Origin of the sequence: Acinetobacter populi, assembly GCF_002174125.1 — a bacterium.
Taxonomy (GTDB): Bacteria; Pseudomonadota; Gammaproteobacteria; order Pseudomonadales; family Moraxellaceae; genus Acinetobacter; species Acinetobacter populi.
This window is the reverse complement of record NZ_NEXX01000001.1, coordinates 826,656-843,807: the sequence shown is the minus strand read 5'-3', so window position 1 is coordinate 843,807 and position 17,152 is coordinate 826,656. Positions and strand designations below refer to the sequence as shown.

16 protein-coding genes are annotated in these 17,152 nt (G+C 42.7%); 11 read left to right on the top strand and 5 right to left on the bottom strand.

Going from position 1 to position 17,152, the window contains the following annotated elements:
• The first annotated feature begins 152 nt into the window (after positions 1 to 152).
• Genes rlmN through der form a run of 8 tightly spaced genes read left to right on the top strand, consistent with a single transcriptional unit; the run spans position 153 to position 8,804 of the window.
• Positions 153 to 1,367, top strand: a complete 1,215-nt coding sequence (gene rlmN / locus CAP51_RS03870) for a dual-specificity RNA methyltransferase RlmN (RefSeq protein WP_245809085.1) — start codon at positions 153 to 155, stop codon at positions 1,365 to 1,367.
• Between the two features lie 19 nt (positions 1,368 to 1,386).
• Entirely contained in the window at positions 1,387 to 2,196 is an 810-nt protein-coding gene (gene pilW, locus CAP51_RS03865; RefSeq protein ID WP_087619878.1) for a type IV pilus biogenesis/stability protein PilW, read from the top strand.
• Positions 2,187 to 2,987: a helix-turn-helix domain-containing protein gene (locus CAP51_RS03860; protein WP_087619422.1), complete on the top strand. Its 801-nt coding sequence runs from the start codon at positions 2,187 to 2,189 to the stop codon at positions 2,985 to 2,987. Before pilW ends, CAP51_RS03860 begins: the two co-directional genes overlap by 10 nt.
• A 42-nt stretch (positions 2,988 to 3,029) precedes the next feature.
• Positions 3,030 to 4,145, top strand: a complete 1,116-nt coding sequence (gene ispG / locus CAP51_RS03855) for a flavodoxin-dependent (E)-4-hydroxy-3-methylbut-2-enyl-diphosphate synthase (RefSeq protein ID WP_087619421.1) — start codon at positions 3,030 to 3,032, stop codon at positions 4,143 to 4,145.
• Positions 4,146 to 4,152: 7 nt separating this feature from the next.
• Positions 4,153 to 5,451: a histidine--tRNA ligase gene (gene hisS / locus CAP51_RS03850; protein WP_087619420.1), complete on the top strand. Its 1,299-nt coding sequence runs from the start codon at positions 4,153 to 4,155 to the stop codon at positions 5,449 to 5,451.
• Positions 5,452 to 5,505: 54 nt separating this feature from the next.
• On the top strand, positions 5,506 to 6,225 hold the full coding sequence (locus tag CAP51_RS03845; protein ID WP_087619419.1) for a YfgM family protein: 720 nt from the start codon (positions 5,506 to 5,508) through the stop codon (positions 6,223 to 6,225).
• A 3-nt stretch (positions 6,226 to 6,228) separates the two neighbouring features.
• Positions 6,229 to 7,377: an outer membrane protein assembly factor BamB gene (gene bamB / locus CAP51_RS03840; protein WP_087619418.1), complete on the top strand. Its 1,149-nt coding sequence runs from the start codon at positions 6,229 to 6,231 to the stop codon at positions 7,375 to 7,377.
• 17 nt (positions 7,378 to 7,394) lie between these two features.
• Positions 7,395 to 8,804: a ribosome biogenesis GTPase Der gene (gene der / locus CAP51_RS03835; RefSeq protein WP_087619417.1), complete on the top strand. Its 1,410-nt coding sequence runs from the start codon at positions 7,395 to 7,397 to the stop codon at positions 8,802 to 8,804.
• A gap of 87 nt (positions 8,805 to 8,891) precedes the next feature.
• On the opposite strand, the gene CAP51_RS03830 is transcribed toward der, so the two are convergent.
• Positions 8,892 to 10,508: a phosphoethanolamine transferase gene (locus tag CAP51_RS03830; protein WP_087619416.1), complete on the bottom strand. Its 1,617-nt coding sequence runs from the start codon at positions 10,506 to 10,508 to the stop codon at positions 8,892 to 8,894.
• Between the two features lie 377 nt (positions 10,509 to 10,885).
• On the opposite strand from CAP51_RS03830, the gene CAP51_RS03825 reads away from it, so the two are divergent.
• Genes CAP51_RS03825 through CAP51_RS03815 form a run of 3 tightly spaced genes read left to right on the top strand, consistent with a single transcriptional unit; the run spans position 10,886 to position 12,387 of the window.
• Positions 10,886 to 11,254: an ApeI family dehydratase gene (locus CAP51_RS03825; protein WP_087619415.1), complete on the top strand. Its 369-nt coding sequence runs from the start codon at positions 10,886 to 10,888 to the stop codon at positions 11,252 to 11,254.
• Between the two features lie 10 nt (positions 11,255 to 11,264).
• Positions 11,265 to 11,732 carry a hotdog family protein gene (locus CAP51_RS03820; RefSeq protein WP_087619414.1) on the top strand — a complete coding sequence of 156 codons (468 nt, stop codon included), beginning with the start codon at positions 11,265 to 11,267 and terminating at the stop codon, positions 11,730 to 11,732.
• A 40-nt stretch (positions 11,733 to 11,772) separates the two neighbouring features.
• A complete protein-coding gene (locus tag CAP51_RS03815; protein WP_087619413.1) occupies positions 11,773 to 12,387 on the top strand; it encodes a 4'-phosphopantetheinyl transferase family protein in 615 nt (204 codons plus the stop codon).
• Positions 12,388 to 12,429: 42 nt separating this feature from the next.
• On the opposite strand, the gene secF is transcribed toward CAP51_RS03815, so the two are convergent.
• From secF to tgt, 4 genes are all read right to left on the bottom strand, one after another.
• Positions 12,430 to 13,404: a protein translocase subunit SecF gene (secF, locus tag CAP51_RS03810; RefSeq protein WP_087619412.1), complete on the bottom strand. Its 975-nt coding sequence runs from the start codon at positions 13,402 to 13,404 to the stop codon at positions 12,430 to 12,432.
• Positions 13,405 to 13,414: 10 nt separating this feature from the next.
• Entirely contained in the window at positions 13,415 to 15,322 is a 1,908-nt protein-coding gene (gene secD / locus CAP51_RS03805; protein ID WP_087619411.1) for a protein translocase subunit SecD, read from the bottom strand.
• 49 nt (positions 15,323 to 15,371) lie between these two features.
• On the bottom strand, positions 15,372 to 15,698 hold the full coding sequence (gene yajC, locus CAP51_RS03800) for a preprotein translocase subunit YajC (RefSeq protein ID WP_087619410.1): 327 nt from the start codon (positions 15,696 to 15,698) through the stop codon (positions 15,372 to 15,374).
• An 87-nt stretch (positions 15,699 to 15,785) separates the two neighbouring features.
• On the bottom strand, positions 15,786 to 16,922 hold the full coding sequence (gene tgt / locus CAP51_RS03795; RefSeq protein ID WP_087619409.1) for a tRNA guanosine(34) transglycosylase Tgt: 1,137 nt from the start codon (positions 16,920 to 16,922) through the stop codon (positions 15,786 to 15,788).
• Positions 16,923 to 17,152: the final 230 nt, after the last annotated feature.

The following is a 17,152-nucleotide window of genomic DNA, read 5'->3' as shown; positions in this document are numbered from 1 at the left end:
GTACACCAACCAGATAAGTGTTATACTTATCTGGTTTTTTATTGATGCAAATTTCTTTTCACGTACTTTTTATCCAGACGTGACATTTTTACCGAATTTAATTTACGCACCCAAAGCCAAATAGCGAAATAGGTCTGCTCATGAATGCTGTAATGCCACAATCGACATCCGCGCCAGAACAAGGTTCTTCCGCAGCAGTGTTTGCTGTGGAAAAAGTAAACCTGTTAGGCATGACGCGTCCTGAACTGGAACAGTTTTTTGAGCAATTGGGGGAAAAGAAATTCCGTGCTGGTCAGGTCATGAAATGGATTCACCAGTTTGGGGTCACTGACTTTGCCCAAATGACCAATATTTCGGGCAAATTACGGGAAAAACTGGAAAAGGTTGCCGAAATTCGTGCGCCTGAAGTCGTACATCGCAATTATTCCAAAGATGGTACCCGTAAATGGGTATTTCGGGTTGGCGATGGAGCGGGTTCTTTGGTGGAAACCGTATTGATTCCAGCCAATGATAAAACTGGTGCCCGTAAAACATTGTGTATTTCATCTCAGGTTGGTTGTGCGCTGGATTGTTCCTTCTGTTCTACCGGGAAACAGGGTTTTCAACGCGATCTTACACCTGCCGAGATTATCGGTCAGCTTTGGGTCGCCAATCAGTCGTATATGGAAGATGTGCCGGTTGCCGAGCGTAGCCGTACGGTTACCAATGTGGTAATGATGGGTATGGGTGAACCTTTGCTTAATTTCGAGCCCGTGGTCGCTTCTATGGCATTGATGCTGGATGATTTTGCTTATGGCATGTCAAAACGTCGTGTGACTTTATCAACTTCCGGCGTTGTACCGATGATTGATAAACTGGCAGAAACCATTGATGTCGCTCTGGCAATTTCCTTACACGCACCAAATAATGAGCTGCGTGATGAACTGGTGCCGATTAATAAGAAATATCCACTGGAACAATTGATTCCAGCGGCACAGCGGTATCTTGCCAAAGATGGCAATGAAAGTAGCCGCAAACATATCACCATTGAATATGTCATGCTCGATGGTGTGAATGATAAAGCAGAGCATGCGCAGCAATTATTAAAACTGCTTAAAGATTTGCCAAGCAAAATTAATCTAATTCCTTTTAATCCTTTTCCTCATGCACCTTATGGACGATCCAGCCGAAATCGGATCATGGCATTTCAAAAAACTTTGTCAGATGCCGGATTTGTGTGTACGATTCGACAAACGCGTGGTGATGATATTGATGCAGCATGTGGTCAATTGGTTGGACAGGTTGCAGACCGTACTCGCCGTGCAGAGCGTTGGCAGAAAAAAGTTGCAAGCCAGCAGGGTGAGATTTTAAGAACGCAAGGTGATTAATTAAAAGGTTATGGGTGGGATGAAAGTAGCTCGGTTTGGTCAGATCATAATACTGGCGTGTACAATGTGGGCCGTGACAGGCTGTCAGACCACCACGTCCAATTCGACACTTGGTGATAAAAATCCTGCCAGAGCTGTTCAGTTGCGTACGCAACTGGCTGCCGAATATATCCGTACGGGTGATTTAGACAAAGCTAAAAATGAGCTTGATCAGGCTTTGAAGATTAACCCACGTTCGATTGAGGCAAATTTGATGATGGGGGTGCTGTTGCAGCAAGAGGGCAGCCCGACCAACATGAAAAAAGCAGAAGAATACTTTAGACGTGCAATTTCGATTGACGCAAAATATCCTCAGGCTCGTAACAATTATGGTACATATTTATTCCAGCAGGGCCGTTACAAAGAGGCAATAGAACAATTTAAAATTGCAGGGACGACACTGGGTTATGAACAGCGTTTTTCTGCACTGGAAAATTTGGGACGTACCTATTTAAAGCTGGATGATAATGCCAGCGCCGAGCAGGCATTTACACAAGCATTACAAGCCAATCGTGATGCTGTTATCTCCCGTCTGGAGTTGGCAGAATTGCTTTATTATCAGCAACGCTTTACATTGGCGGGGCAAATGTATGAAGATTATGTCCGCTATACTGGACAGACCAATCAAGGTGCGCGTGCGTTATGGATTGGTTTACGCTTGGCACGTGCACGAAATGATGAGATGGGAATGAAGGTACTGGTGAACCAATTACGGGCCCAATTTCCGGATAGTCCCGAATATAAACGATATTTACAGCTACAAAATAGTTCTGAGGCGGTATGGAAATAAACTCAAATACTCCTAAATCTACGACTTCTACATCTTCTGGATTAGGAAATTCTCAACGTCCTGGCGAGTATTTGCGTCAAATTCGTTTGTCTCAGAAAAAAGAGCTGTCCGAGGTTGCACAGGAATTAAAGATTCCCGAGAAACAACTGGCCGCTTTGGAAAAAGATGATTATAAGGCTTTGCCCGAAGCACCTTTTATTAAAGGCTATTATCGAGCCTATGCCAAATTTTTGAATACTGATGCGACTGTATTAATTCAACGATTTGATGAAATTTATAGTAATGATACTGGTTTGCCTCCAAATCATGCCTTAAAGGATTCTCCAATCAAGATTATGGGACGCTTGTCCAGTAGTGGGCGACGTGGCATTAATAAATGGGTTAAACGTCTGTTTGTTCTCATTGTGTTATTGGTACTGCTTTGGGCAATTTGGGCTGGTTTGAGTAACTGGAACAGTAAAAAATCCGTGACAGAAGTTGATTCTGTCGGGAGCAATAATCGTGTTGTAGAAGTGTTGCCGATGAGCAGTGGTGCTGCAACGCATGCTGGTAGTGAAGATCAACTGGTACTGGAGTTTAGTCAGCCGACATCGGTTATGATTACTGATGTGACGGGTAAAACTCTGGCACAGGGTCGTCAGGCAACGACTTTAAATTTAAACGGGCAGGCACCATTTAGTATTCGCTTAGATGATGCAAGTGCAGTCAAACTGAAACTCAATAATGAGACGATTGGCTTATCTAGCTATACAAAATCTAATGGTTCTGCCGATTTTAGATTGTCTCCTTAGGTTTTGTTTTATTCATTTGGCGTCTTGTACAGGTAAAACATCATGATGCACAATCCAATTCAACGTCGTCCGACACGCAAGATTCGTGTCGGTTCGGTCTATGTGGGCGGCGATGCACCGATCAGTGTGCAAACCATGACCAATACCGAAACTTGCGATGTTGATGCTACGGTGGCACAAATTCAGCGCTGTGCGAATGCAGGTGCCGATATCGTGCGCGTATCCGTTCCGTCCATGCAAGCTGCAGAAGCATTTGGCGAAATACGCAAACAGGTGCAAGTGCCGCTGGTGGCAGATATTCATTTCGATTATAAAATTGCGCTGGCTGTGGCAGACCGTGGTGCCGACTGTTTACGCATCAATCCGGGCAATATTGGTTCGGAAGACAAGATTCGTGAAGTTGTCGCGGCTGCACGTCATCACGATATTTCCATGCGTATCGGGGTCAATGCTGGTTCATTGGAAAAAGATTTACAGAAAAAATATGGCGAGCCGACAGGTGAGGCATTGCTTGAATCAGCCATGCGTCATATTGATATTTTAGACCGTCTGAATTTTCATGAATTTAAAATCAGTGTCAAAGCTTCAAATGTTTTTTTGACTTTGGATGCGTATCGTTTATTATCCAAACAAATTGATAATCCTTTACATCTGGGTGTAACCGAAGCTGGGATCTATCGAACTGGTACGGTCAAGTCAGCCATTGCATTAGGTGGTTTGTTGCTCGAAGGCATTGGCGATACCATGCGAATTTCATTGGCAGCAGAACCTGAAGATGAAGTTAAGATCGGTTTTGATATTTTAAAATCGCTGGGTTTACGTTCCAATGGCATTAACTTTATTGCATGTCCAAGCTGTTCACGACAAGAATTTAACGTGATTAAAGCCATGCAAATGCTTGAAGAGCGTTTGGAAGATATTCGTACACCGATGGATGTCTCGGTGATTGGCTGTAAGGTCAATGGTCCTGGCGAAGCGAAAGAAGCAGATATTGGGGTGGTTGGGGCAAGTCCTCGGTCATTGGTGTATCGCAATGGTGAAAAAAGCCATTTAATTGATACAGATAAGTTGGTTGATGAAGTCGAAACAATGGTTCGTCAACGTGTTAAAGAGCTTGAAGAAGCTAAATCAAAAGAGATTATTCGTACAAGTTCCTGAGTAGGTCATGAGTTCAATTACAGCAATTAAAGGTTTTAACGATATTCTTCCTGCCCAAACACCTGCATGGCGTCGTTTGGAGCAGCATCTTGCGTCTTTAATGGATGCCTATGGTTATCAACAGATTCGTTTACCGATTGTTGAACAAACCAGTCTATTTAAACGCTCGATTGGTGATGCGACCGATATTGTTGAAAAAGAAATGTACACCTTTCTGGACAAGGGTAATCCGCCAGAATCATTAACTTTACGTCCGGAAGGAACAGCAGGCTGTGTACGTGCCATGCTGGAACATAACCTTTTACGTGGTGCAACACCTCGGGTCTGGTATGTCGGACCGATGTTTCGTTATGAAAAACCGCAAAAGGGACGTTATCGTCAGTTTCATCAGTTTGGTGTGGAAACTTTTGGTGTGGCAACACCGGATATGGATGCCGAAGTGATTTTGATGACTGCCCGTTTATGGCAGCGTATGGGTGTGGCAGATAAGGTTCAGCTTGAGCTTAATACACTGGGTGAAATCGATGAGCGTGCCCAATATCGTGCTGCATTGGTTGAGTTTTTAAACCAGCATAAAGATGCGCTGGATGAAGATTCGCAACGTCGTTTAAGCACCAATCCGCTGCGTATTCTGGATTCAAAAATCGAAAGTACACAAAAAATTCTAGAGCAAGCACCCAAGTTACATGATTTCCTGCAACAGGATAGTCTGGATCATTTTCAGCAGTTACAACAGTATTTAACTGATGCTGGCATTCAATTTGTCATTAATCAGAAACTTGTGCGCGGTCTGGATTATTATAATAAAACAGTATTTGAATGGACCACCACACATTTGGGTTCACAAGGCACAGTGTGTGCTGGTGGACGTTATGATGGTCTGGTCGGACAGCTAAAAGGTAAAGTGGATCAATCGGTGCCTGCGGTTGGTTTTGCCATGGGAATGGAACGTTTGTTATTGTTATTGGAACAGCAACTGACAGAAACCATTACCGATTGTGAAGTGTTTTTACTGGCCGAACCTGCATATCAAGGTAAAGCACTGGTGTTGGCAGAACAATTGCGTAATCAGTTTGAACAGGCTGCATTAAGCATTCGTTTAAAAACCGGATCGCAGGGCAGCATGAAAAGCCAGATGAAAAAAGCGGATCAATCTGGTGCGACGCTTGCGGTGATTTTAGGTGAGCGTGAATGGGAAAATCAGCAAGTACTGGTGAAACATCTGGCCAATGCTGAACAACAGCATGTTGATATTGATCAATTGGTGGCTTATTTACAGCAGGTACTCTGCACTCAAAAGCAGTAAACTGTAAATTGTTAACGCAGATTCATAGAATTAAATTTGGAAAAGGAAGTATACATGACCGCAATGACAGACGATGAACAAAAGGAAAAGTTAAGTTCCTTTGTTAAACGCTATGGTTCGCCTATTGTGACAGGTGTACTTCTTGCACTTTGTGTGTTTTTCGGCTGGCAATGGTGGGAAAAGAAACAAACTGTAAGCTCAAGCAATCTGACTGTTCAATATCAAAATGTACTGAACCAATCGCAACTTGCTGCTGTTGATGATGCCAGTTATCAAAAGCTGACGGCGGATGCGAATAAAATTGTGCAGGAAAGTCCAAACAGTGCACAAGCGGTTCAGACCCAATTGTTACTGGCAAAACTTGCATTTGATAAAAAAGATTATGCGACAGCCAACAAAATTTTAACTCAGGCAGAAACCAGTAAAGTTAAAGATAAAGGCTTAAAATCCATTGTTAAACTCCATCTGGCCTATACGCAAGTTGCTCAGGAGCAATTGGATGCAGCATTAAAGACACTTGATGGCATTAATAATGAAGCATTTATTCCGTCGGTTGCCGAAGCAAAAGGCGATATTTATGTCGCGAAAAATGATCCTGAGGCTGCAAAAAAAGCCTATCAACAAGCGTGGGATGTTTTGGTTGAACGTGAACAACCTCGTGAATTATTACAAATTAAATTGGCAAACTTGGGTGTTTTAGTAGAAGATCCTAAAATTGAAAGTCCAGTTTTAACCCCTAGTCAAGCATCTGCGAACATTCCGAGCGAGTCATAACCGATGAAAAATATCGTTAAAATTCCTTTTGCATTTACCCTCTTATCGATTGCTTTACTCGGTTGTTCGAGCAAAAGTGGCATTAAAGTTGAAGAGCCAAAACCGAATCCGTTACCAAAGATTCAAGTCACACAACAGTTAAAACCAGTTTTTCAGACTAGTGTTTCATCCAGTCCAAAGCATGATCCTTTACGTTATCAGCTAGACCGTTTTGATGGTGTGTATTACAGTGTCGATCCGGATGGTAAGGTGGCGGCTACCAATGGCAAAAACAAACTCTGGGAAGTTCGTCCAAGTAAGGCTTTAACTGCGGGTGTATCTGTCGGACAGGGTGTTGCGATTGTTGGCAATCGTCAGGGGCAGATTTTTGCACTGGATGCCAAAACAGGCCAGACCTTGTGGCAACAACAACTTACCGGATCTATCTTAAGCCCAGCTTTGATTTTCCAGAATCGTGTGGTCAGTATCAGCAATGATGGCACAGTATTTGCCAATGATGTGCGTAGTGGTCAACTGATCTGGACCTTTGATTTACCGGATACTTCTTTACGCGTACGTGGTTATGCAGCTCCAACAGTGATTGATGATCGTACTATTGCTGTAGCATCTGCAAATGGCTATGTTTATGCGCTGGATGTGATTACTGGTGTGCCGAACTGGCAGCGTCGGGTTGCAGTGAATGATGGCCGTGGTGACATTCAGCGTTTAATTGATATTGATGGTCAGCCTGTGGTGATCGGTGATAAGATGGTCACGGTCAGTTTTCAGGGTCAGGTCACTGTTGTAGATTTAACTTCTCAGCAAGTGTTGTGGTCTGAAAAAGCCAGCAGTTTGAATAGTCCAGCAGTGGATAATCAAGCGGTTTATGTGGCCAATACTGATGGCAGTTTGGTTGCTTATGATTTATATAATGGCAACAAACTTTGGGAAACCGATGAGCTTGCACATCGTGGTCTGAGTAATCCTGTTGTTTTGGGTAATATTCTGGTGGTAGGTGATTATGAAGGGGTTTTACATCTGATTGATCCAGCTACAGGAAAAATTAATGGCCGTGAAAAAACTTCTGGTGATGTGCGTACTTTACGTGTAGAAGATAATTTACTTTATGTTGCGACAACTAAAGGCAACTTTAGTGTTTGGCAAACTCCCTGATTTTTAAAGACAGTTTTATGAAACCAGTTATTGCGTTAATCGGGCGTCCAAACGTCGGAAAATCTACACTTTTTAATCAAATCACAAAAAGTCGTGATGCACTTGTTGCCGACTTTGCCGGTCTCACTCGGGATCGTAAATATGGTGATGCGACTTACCAGAATAAATCCTTTATCGTGGTCGATACCGGTGGGATTGGTGAAAGTGAGCAAGGTATTGATTCTTATATGGCAGAGCAATCCAAAACTGCCATTCATGAAGCCGATATCATTATCTTTGTGGTTGATGCCCGTGCTGGCTTGCTGGCCTCAGATGAGCAAATTGCCCGTGAGTTACGTACTTTAGGCAAGAAAGTATTTCTGGTCGCCAATAAAGTTGATGGCACGCATGCAGAAGCTGCTGTGACAGAGTTTTTTAAACTGGGCTTTGGTGAGCCGATGCATGTGGCTGCCAGCCATGGTCGTGGTGTAGCACAAATGCTGGAAGATGTTCTGGCAGATGTACCCGAAGATGAAAATCCGGAAGAGCACGATAAAAACACTGGTTTACGCCTTGCCATGATTGGTCGCCCCAATGTTGGTAAATCAACACTGGTCAATCGTTTACTGGGTGAAGATCGTGTTGTGGTCTTTGATATGCCAGGAACGACGCGTGATTCGGTGTATATCCCGTTTGAACGTAATGGTCGTCAATATACTTTGATTGATACCGCTGGGGTTCGACGTAAAGGCAAAGTCGATGAAACGGTTGAGAAATTCTCTATCGTTAAAACCTTGCAAGCCATTAAAGATGCCAATGTGATTGTGGTGGTCATTGATGCGCGTGAAGGGATTGTTGAGCAGGATTTGCATCTGATTGGATATGCGCTGGAAGCTGGTCGTGCATTGGTGATTGCCATCAACAAATGGGATGGCATGAGCGATTATGATCGCAGTCAGGTCAAAATGGAGATCGAACGACGTTTTGACTTTATTCCATGGGCAAAAATTCATCTGATTTCGGCATTGCATGGTACGGGTGTCGGTGATTTATATCCATCGATTCATCGTGCATATGAGTCTGCCAATTTAAAAGTAACGCCGGCTAAATTAACTCAAATCCTGAATGATGCCACAGAACAGCATCAACCACCGCAGATTCAGGGGCGTCGTATTAAAATGCGTTATGCACATATGGGCGGACAGAATCCACCAACAATTGTGATTCATGGTAATAAAGTGGATAAAACGCCAGCGGATTATCGTCGTTATCTGGAAAATGTATTCCGTAAGGTTTACAAACTGGAAGGCACGCCAGTTCGAATTGATTTTAAAACCTCTGAAAATCCATTTGAAGGTAGAAAATCGCAAGTTGATGAGCGTACTGCTGCACGTCGTCGTCGTTATGTGCAGAAGTTTAAAAAAGCAGAGAAGAAGTTTAGACGCTAATATCATCGCTTCATCTTAAGATTAAAAACAGCATCTATGTGATCGACATAGATGCTGTTTTTTTATGGGTTTTATTCTGTGAGGGAACTAGGATGTTTTCTTTTGCCAATAAGGCCAGGCCGCATTTGGTTTAAATTGATAATCCGAATTTAGCCAGAAAAGTTGAGGAAGATCATTTTTATCCCGAATCCCCATCAAGTGCATAAGGTTGGTGTCCAGTTCGGCAGTATCAATGATGTCCTTATTGTTAATTCCGTGAAGTTTCATTTGATCATGCCATACAATTACCGGGACCTGATAGCCTGCAATCGTATTTGGGCTGTGTCCTGCATAATCCAGTTCATGTCCGACTTCATTACCATGATCCGATAGAAACATAAAGGAACGCTGTCCTAGTGTGGTATTTTGTTGTAGAGGATCAAATAGCTGGGCAATGAGCCAGTCCTGATAAAGAATGGCATTGTCATATTTATTACGTTTAGATTGTACCCATAGTCCGATGTGATTAGCTTGCAAAAGATTTTCTGTTTCGTCATTACTATCGTTATTAAAATGATCGAATTTAATTGGATAACGCGCTGCATAATTGGGATGCGCACCAATCAAATGCAGGATAATCAGCTTCTTCGGGTACGGATCTGCTAGGGCATCGAAATATGCGGGGAGTAATTGTTCATCTAGTGCCTGACTACTACGCCCGGAACGTTTATTGTTATAAAAACTTACTGTTGCATCGGAACCAAACAACGAGGAAATATAGCTGTCATCTTGATTACTCAGCCAATAGACTTTAAAACCGGCAGCTTCAGCATAGCTAATTAAACTTTCTGTTGGTTCATCATTGGGTAAGATCGCAGAACTATTGGTTAGGTTGACCCTAAGTGAATTAATGGTCGAAGGGTAAGGTGAGTAAGCCTGACAAAATATATAAAGCTGATCAAGGCGCTTTTTGAGCTCAGGTGTTGTTTCACGATCATAGCCACATACGCCCAAATTCAGACTGGTGATACTTTCCGATAATACCAACACATGCGTTTGTTGTTGCTGAAAACTTTTCTGGTAAACAAGATTGTTTTGGGCGTATTGTGCCCATTGCTGTTGTAAATTCTTATGCTTTAAAATTCCATCCTGAAATTCTTGTATTTCTGCATAGTAGTTTTGCCAGTATAGTACTGGAAATAATGCACGTGCAGGGCGCATGGCATAACTGGCGATCATGATGATACTGCAAAAAATAATCACATAACGACTAAACCTTTGCTGCAATAAAGTATTTAATTGTTCTGCCTTGAAATATTTAAACAAGTATGAAAAGTAAACCAGTGACATCACTGACAATAGCGACAGTAGTATCATGAGGTTGTGATGAAGCGTCTGTAAAAACTCAAGAGTTTCGTGTCGACTCGTATTGGCGATGGCTTGCATAATAAAATAGGCATTGGTATCACTATCAAACAGGAACCAGCTTGTTGCACGTAATACACTATCAAGCCAGAAAATCAGCCACCAAATAACGGTCAGGATATAAAGTAATTTGCTTTGCCGTTTGACTGCGTAATAAAAAATGGCGCAGCCGAGCAAGGATAAACAACCTAAACGGATACCATCAGCAGCATTTCCGGCAAATGCCAACAATCCGCCCGTGAATAATGCAGGGAAAAGCAAGATAACAAGATAAATAAAAGGATAAAAAGATTTAAGCATTGCGCCATACAGCAAAAAATATGCGCAATTTATAACACATTTCTGCACTGCTTTATTTCAATAAATATAGGTGATGAGTAAAGAATCTATCTAAATAAGAAATAAAGACACAAAGTGTACATTGGTAATTTCGTGATGTTTATATTGACCAAGTTTGGCGCTGATTGTTTTTAAGTTTATAACATACTTATATTAAAGAATGTTACATCTCTAGGCTTGCATATGATGTTTTAAGACAATAATGAAATATTCAGACTGTGAAGATTCGCCATTGTTGTGAACCTAAAGAGTGACTATGCTTATAAGTGTACAAATATTCACTTATGAATACGGATTCACTCAATCCGTATCTAGATATTGCATATAGGATTGCGACTATGGGGCAGTTTATTCCAATGGCACAATGTGTTGCACAGGAAGCAGATAAACTACAATTTAAAGCAAAAGTTAATAAGGAATTATTGGCCTTCGAAGGGCATTTCCCAGAATTTGCAGTATTCCCCGGTGTGGCGCAAATTGCCATGGTTCAGCAAATCATTTCGCAATATTTTGCCAGTCTGGGTGTGATTCAGCGGATAGAACAGTTACGCTTTCAGAACTTTATCCTGCCAGATCAAGAGATTTTTATTGTGCTTGAACAAACTGAACAATCCATGAATTTTAAGCTGACCAATGCAGCACAGGATGTTGTTGCCAGTGGTCGTTTATTTTTTAAAGATGAACAGCCAAAAGATCAACAGTCATAAGGAATATCTCATGCAACTTTCCGATCTCCCACGTCATGCTGACTATTATATTCCACATCGGGCACCCATGTTGTTACTCGATGAACTGGTAGAAGTCAAAGACAATGGCTGTATTGCTAAAGTCACCATTCGTCCAGATATGCCATTTATCGAGGCGCAGGGTTTACCAAGTTGGGTGGCGATAGAAATTATGGCACAAACCATTGCCATGTTTGGTGGTGTACAGGAGCGATTGAAAGGTAATAAGCCAAAACTTGGATTTTTACTGGGTTCAAAACGCTTCGAGATGGCACAGGATTATTTTGCAGTAGGTGAAGAACTGCTGATCGAAATCTCTTTACAATTTTTAAATCGTCATCAAATTGGTATTTTTGATTGCCATATTCAAACGGAAACTGGTCGTACAGTTGCAACTATATTGGTGTCCCAGCCAGATAATGTTGAGAGTGTTTTAGCGGTAGTATCTCAGGCGTCATAAACGGGTATAATTGTCATGGCATTGGAAGAGCGTATTATGCATGACGATTTTTTTAGATTATCAACGCCTTAAAAATATACTGCCTGTTTTGGCAGTGTATGATGATGCAATTCGTTTATTACCTGCCGCGCGAGAAGAATTAAGACAGCGTAGAAATAGGTTACTTTCGGCACGGTATCTAGGTTTTATCGGTGGAAAGAATGCCTATGGTAAACCCGTGAGTTTGATGCCTGCCAAGCTGTATTTTAATCATTCCCATAGTCAAAAATATTATGCTTTGGCTTATAGTGAAGATGTGCAGGATCTCGGCATTGATATTGAGGACTTTTCCCGTCATGTACGCATGCATGCTCTAGCGCAACATGCTTTTCATCCCGATGAGTTTATAAGCTGGCAAGCAACCGGTTTTGATCGTGCATTCTGGTTTAAAATCTGGACGATCAAGGAAGCGGTTTTAAAAGCTCATGGTTTGGGCATTCGGTTAAGTTTAAAAGAGTTAAATAGCCGAGCACATCCAAGCTGGGATTTCGGTATGGTAGATCATTCTGAATTAGGTCAGTTTACCTATCAATGTTTGCAATTACCGGATTCGATGTTGACTGTGGCATATCGACAAAAAGATTTATTATTACAATCGCTGATTTTTTCTGGCTAAAAAAATAGCGTCCGAAGACGCTATTCTGTAGATCGATTCACCTTAAGGGATATGTACTTCTTCTTCATCAAATTCCGGTTTAACCTGAACGATAAAGTCCTGACGGTTCAGGCCTCGCCATAGGGCATAGGTGGTACCAATATAAATTGATGAATACGTACCCACAAAGACCCCAATAAACATGGCAATCGAGAACCAGTGTAAACCATCACCACCCAATACCATCATAGCAACCACAACCAGTAACAGGGTCATGGATGTATGAATGGTACGACGTAATGTTTCGGTCAGGGAAATATCTACCACCTCACGTGGTGTCGCGCCACGGATTTTACGGAAGTTTTCACGGATACGGTCTGAGACAACGATATTATCATTCAGCGAGAAACCAATAATCGCCAGCAATGCTGCCAATACGGTTAGGTCAAAAGGCCATTGGAAAAAGGCAAAGAAACCCAGTGTGACGATGATATCGTGGAACAGTGAAAGTACTGCGCCAACTGCCAATTTAAACTCGAAGCGAATGGTCACATAGATCAGCATTAACAATAATGCCAAAGCCACTGCGCCGGCAGAACGCAGGTAAAGTTCATTACCCACTTGCGAGCCAACAGAATCGACCTTACTTACGGTCAGTTCGTTATTGGGCATGGTGGCCGCTTGCTGTATATGTGCCTTTAGATTATCGACCGATTCTTCCAGTGCAGGCATACGGATCAGCAAGTCACGCTCACTTCCCAGATTCTGTACCACAGGATCGGTGAATCCTGCTTGAACTAGTGCTTTACTGACATCGGACTGTTTGACGGGCTGCGAATAATTTAACTCGGCTGATACACCACCAGTAAAATCAAGACCCAGATTTAACCCTTTGGTGACCAGAAAGAAAATACTGGCCAAGGTTAGGATAATGGAGAAGATTGCTGCCGGTTTGGCAATCTTCATAAAGTCAATGATTTTCTCATCATCCGGACGACCATACTGCTTGTCTTTGGGTTGAGTCATTTCAGTGCTCATGATGCTCTCCTTAAATGCTCAACTTTTGCAAGTTGCGACGTTTGCCATAGATCAATTGTACGATCGCACGAGTCACGGTGATTGCAGTAAACATTGAGCAAACGATACCGATCATTAATGTCACAGCAAAGCCTTTAATCGGGCCTGTACCAATGGCAAACAGGATCAATGCAACGATAAACGTGGTCAGGTTCGAGTCGAAAATGGTGTTATAGGCACGATCATAACCTGCCACAATCGCCTGTTTGGGGGAGGCACCCCAGCGTATTTCTTCCCGTATTCGTTCACAGATCAGTACGTTGGCATCAACCGCCATACCGATGGTAATCACGATCCCGGCAATCCCTGGCAAGGTCAATGCTGCGCCCATTAAGGACATGATAGCGAGAATCATGGCAAGGTTAAAGACCAGCGCAAAGTTGGCAATTAAACCGAATAAACGGAAGAACACCACCATCCAGATCGCCACCAGTAGGAAACCAATCTGGGTCGATAAAATACCTTTGTCGATATTTTCTTGTCCCAGACTTGGCCCAACTACACGTTCCTCAACGAAATACATCGGAGCGGCCAGTGCACCGGCACGTAGCATCAAGGCAAGTTCAGAAGCTTCCTGTGGTGAATCCAGACCAGTGATACGGAATTGGGAACCCAATACCGCCTGAATGGTGGCTGCATTGATAATCACAGATTCGGTATATGGTGTACGGACTTCGGTTTGTGTTCCGGTTGCTGGGTCATTGACATAGCTGATCCGTTGTTTATTTTCAATAAACAATACAGCCATACGTTTGCCGACCGCATTACGTGTCGCATCCGCCATCAGTTTACCGCCGGCAGCATCCAGTGTGATATTGACTTCTGCACCACCAGAATCCTGACTAAAGCCAGAACGGGCATTTTGCACACGTTCGCCGGTTAAAATACGCTGACGTTGCAGCAGTAATTTTTTCCCGCTATTGATTTCCTGATAGTCAAAAAGCTCTGTACCGGCAGGAATAGGCTGGCCATTGTATTGATAGGTATATGGATTAACCACCTGATCATTCTGGTCGGAAACCAGACGGAATTCAAGGTTAGCCGTACGTCCAAGTACACGTTTGGCTTCGGCAGTATCCTGTACACCTGGTAAGTCCACGACAATACGATTGCTACCCTGACGTTGTACCAATGCTTCGGCAACACCGAGTTCGTTGATACGGTTACGTAGCGTAGTCAGGTTTTGATCGACTGCATAGGATTCGATTTCCTGACGTTTGGCATCGCTATAGGATAGTCTAAGCATACTGCCATCATCGCTAGCAAGCGCTTGCTGGGTCCATTCATTGCCATTGCGACGTAGAAAATCCATCGCAGCTGTACGATCATTATTATTGGCAAAACGGACAGTAATGGTATTTGCAGTCAAGCTTAGCTGATTAAAGGGAATTTTATTTTCACGGAACTGGCGGCGAATATCGGCAGCAGATGTTTCCATACGCTGGCTAATCGCTTTGTCCATATCCACTTCAAGCAGAAAGTGTACACCACCGCGCAAGTCCAGACCCAGTTTCATGGGTTTGGCACCAAGTTTTTGTAGCCATTCTGGTGTGGTTGGCGCAAGGTTAAGTGCCACCACATAATTGTCACCGAGATTATGGCGCAATACATCCTGAGCTTTTAACTGGGTTTCAGCTTTATTATCGGCAATACGCAATAATGCGGCATTGTTGGTAAAGCTGTTGTTGTGGGTTGCAATATTGGCTTGCTGTAAAGCTTGTTCTGCTTTTTGTACAATTGAGTCATCAATCAGCGTACCGGCTTTTGCACCGGAGATCTGCACAGCGTGCTCATCCGGGTAAAGGCTGGGTAACGCATAGATCGTACTTAGCACTAATACAAAAATGATCAGCACATATTTCCATGCAGGGTAACGCATTCTATATTCTTCTTAAAATGAAAAGCCGTGCTTGCGCACGGACTTGATATTAAAGATTATTAAGTGTGCCTTCAGGTAATACAGAGATTACCGATGCACGCTGAATTTTGACTTCGTTGCCACGGCTAAGTTCAACCACTGCATAGTCACCATCAATTTTGATAATACGACCCATCAAACCGCCTGCAAAAACCACTTCACTGCCTTCAGATAGACTTTCAACCAAAGCACGGTGTTCTTTGACACGTTTGGATTGTGGACGAATCAACAGGAAATAGAAAATCGCAATCATCACCACAATCATGATGAGTGACATATATGGGCTCTGACCTTGAGCACCTTGAGCAGCATAAGCTGTAGAAATAAATAAACTCATGTATCTTTCCTAATCACGTAAAACAATTAAAACTTACAATTTAAATTTATAAAAACGCTGCACAGCAATTTACCTTGTATTGTGCAACTACGCAAATGATTCAGTGTCACAAACAGGAACTTCCAGCCCACGGCGCTGATAAAAGTCCTGTACAAATTGTTCAAAGGTTCCGGCATCCAGCGCATCACGGATCGCTTGCATCAGCCGTTGATAATAACGTAGATTATGAATGGTTCCGAGCATGGCGCCGAGCATTTCCCCACATTTTTCCAGGTGGAATAAATAGGCACGAGTAAAGTTCTTGCACGTATAGCAATCACAATGTGGATCAAGCGGCTGTTGATCATGACGATACTGACTGTTACGGATGCGTACTACGCCATCTGTAACAAAATAATGTGCATTACGTGCGTTTCGGGTTGGCATCACGCAGTCGAACATATCTACACCACGACGTACCGCTTCAACGATATCTTCTGGTTTGCCGACGCCCATCAGGTAGCGTGGTTTGTCTGCTGGCATTTTATTGGGCAAATAATCCAGTACTTTGATCATTTCCTCTTTTGGTTCACCAACGGATAATCCGCCAATGGCATAACCATCAAAACCGATTTCAAGTAAACCGTTTAAGGATTCATCACGTAAATCTTCATACATACCGCCCTGAATAATGCCGAATAGCGCATTGGGATTACCATTTTCGGTATGTGCGACTTTACAGCGTTTGGCCCAGCGCAAAGACAACTGTAATGATTTTTGTGCCTGTTCATGTGTAGCAGGATAAGGCGTACATTCATCAAAAATCATCACGATATCGGAATTCAATACGCGCTGGATTTCCATGGATACTTCTGGTGATAGAAAGACTTTTGCCCCATCAATTGGGGAACGGAAAGTAACACCTTCTTCTTTAATCTGGCGCATTTCACCGAGACTAAACACCTGAAAACCACCGGAATCGGTTAGAATGGGTTTGTCCCATTTGACGAATTGATGTAAGCCACCATGTTCTTTAATCACGTCCAGACCGGGACGCAAATAAAGATGAAAGGTGTTACCCAAAATAATGTGAGCGCCAATTTCCTCGATATCCCGAGGTAACATCCCTTTTACTGTGCCATAAGTACCGACAGGCATAAAAGCAGGCGTTTCTACCTGACCATGATTTAACGTCAAACGACCGCGACGGGCACGTCCCGACTGGTTTAATTTCTCAAATTTCATACATACCTTGAATGGGCGAAAAAACAGTTCGCTGGTTGGCGCATATTGTCTTAGATTTTAGCCAGAAGTGCCAGTTTTAATGCAGTTTCCATACAAAAAAATGTATTGGGATATGTTAATTTAATCAATAGAATGCCTAAGTTGGAATGTAATACCATGCAATATAACAACAGGATAGAATGTGCAAAAGATGGCTTAAAGATGGACCAATTTAAAAATCGGATAATGCT

Excerpts from the sequence above, each read along its gene's own strand:
- rlmN (WP_245809085.1), top strand. The coding sequence starts at position 153 with ATGCCACAATCGACATCCGCGCCAGAACAAGGTTCTTCCGCAGCAGTG.
- pilW (WP_087619878.1), top strand. The coding sequence starts at position 1,387 with ATGAAAGTAGCTCGGTTTGGTCAGATCATAATACTGGCGTGTACAATG.
- CAP51_RS03860 (WP_087619422.1), top strand. The coding sequence starts at position 2,187 with ATGGAAATAAACTCAAATACTCCTAAATCTACGACTTCTACATCTTCT.
- ispG (WP_087619421.1), top strand. The coding sequence starts at position 3,030 with ATGATGCACAATCCAATTCAACGTCGTCCGACACGCAAGATTCGTGTC.
- hisS (WP_087619420.1), top strand. The coding sequence starts at position 4,153 with ATGAGTTCAATTACAGCAATTAAAGGTTTTAACGATATTCTTCCTGCC.
- CAP51_RS03845 (WP_087619419.1), top strand. The coding sequence starts at position 5,506 with ATGACCGCAATGACAGACGATGAACAAAAGGAAAAGTTAAGTTCCTTT.
- bamB (WP_087619418.1), top strand. The coding sequence starts at position 6,229 with ATGAAAAATATCGTTAAAATTCCTTTTGCATTTACCCTCTTATCGATT.
- der (WP_087619417.1), top strand. The coding sequence starts at position 7,395 with ATGAAACCAGTTATTGCGTTAATCGGGCGTCCAAACGTCGGAAAATCT.
- CAP51_RS03830 (WP_087619416.1), bottom strand. The coding sequence starts at position 10,508 with ATGCTTAAATCTTTTTATCCTTTTATTTATCTTGTTATCTTGCTTTTC.
- CAP51_RS03825 (WP_087619415.1), top strand. The coding sequence starts at position 10,886 with ATGGGGCAGTTTATTCCAATGGCACAATGTGTTGCACAGGAAGCAGAT.
- CAP51_RS03820 (WP_087619414.1), top strand. The coding sequence starts at position 11,265 with ATGCAACTTTCCGATCTCCCACGTCATGCTGACTATTATATTCCACAT.
- CAP51_RS03815 (WP_087619413.1), top strand. The coding sequence starts at position 11,773 with ATGACGATTTTTTTAGATTATCAACGCCTTAAAAATATACTGCCTGTT.
- secF (WP_087619412.1), bottom strand. The coding sequence starts at position 13,404 with ATGAGCACTGAAATGACTCAACCCAAAGACAAGCAGTATGGTCGTCCG.
- secD (WP_087619411.1), bottom strand. The coding sequence starts at position 15,322 with ATGCGTTACCCTGCATGGAAATATGTGCTGATCATTTTTGTATTAGTG.
- yajC (WP_087619410.1), bottom strand. The coding sequence starts at position 15,698 with ATGAGTTTATTTATTTCTACAGCTTATGCTGCTCAAGGTGCTCAAGGT.
- tgt (WP_087619409.1), bottom strand. The coding sequence starts at position 16,922 with ATGAAATTTGAGAAATTAAACCAGTCGGGACGTGCCCGTCGCGGTCGT.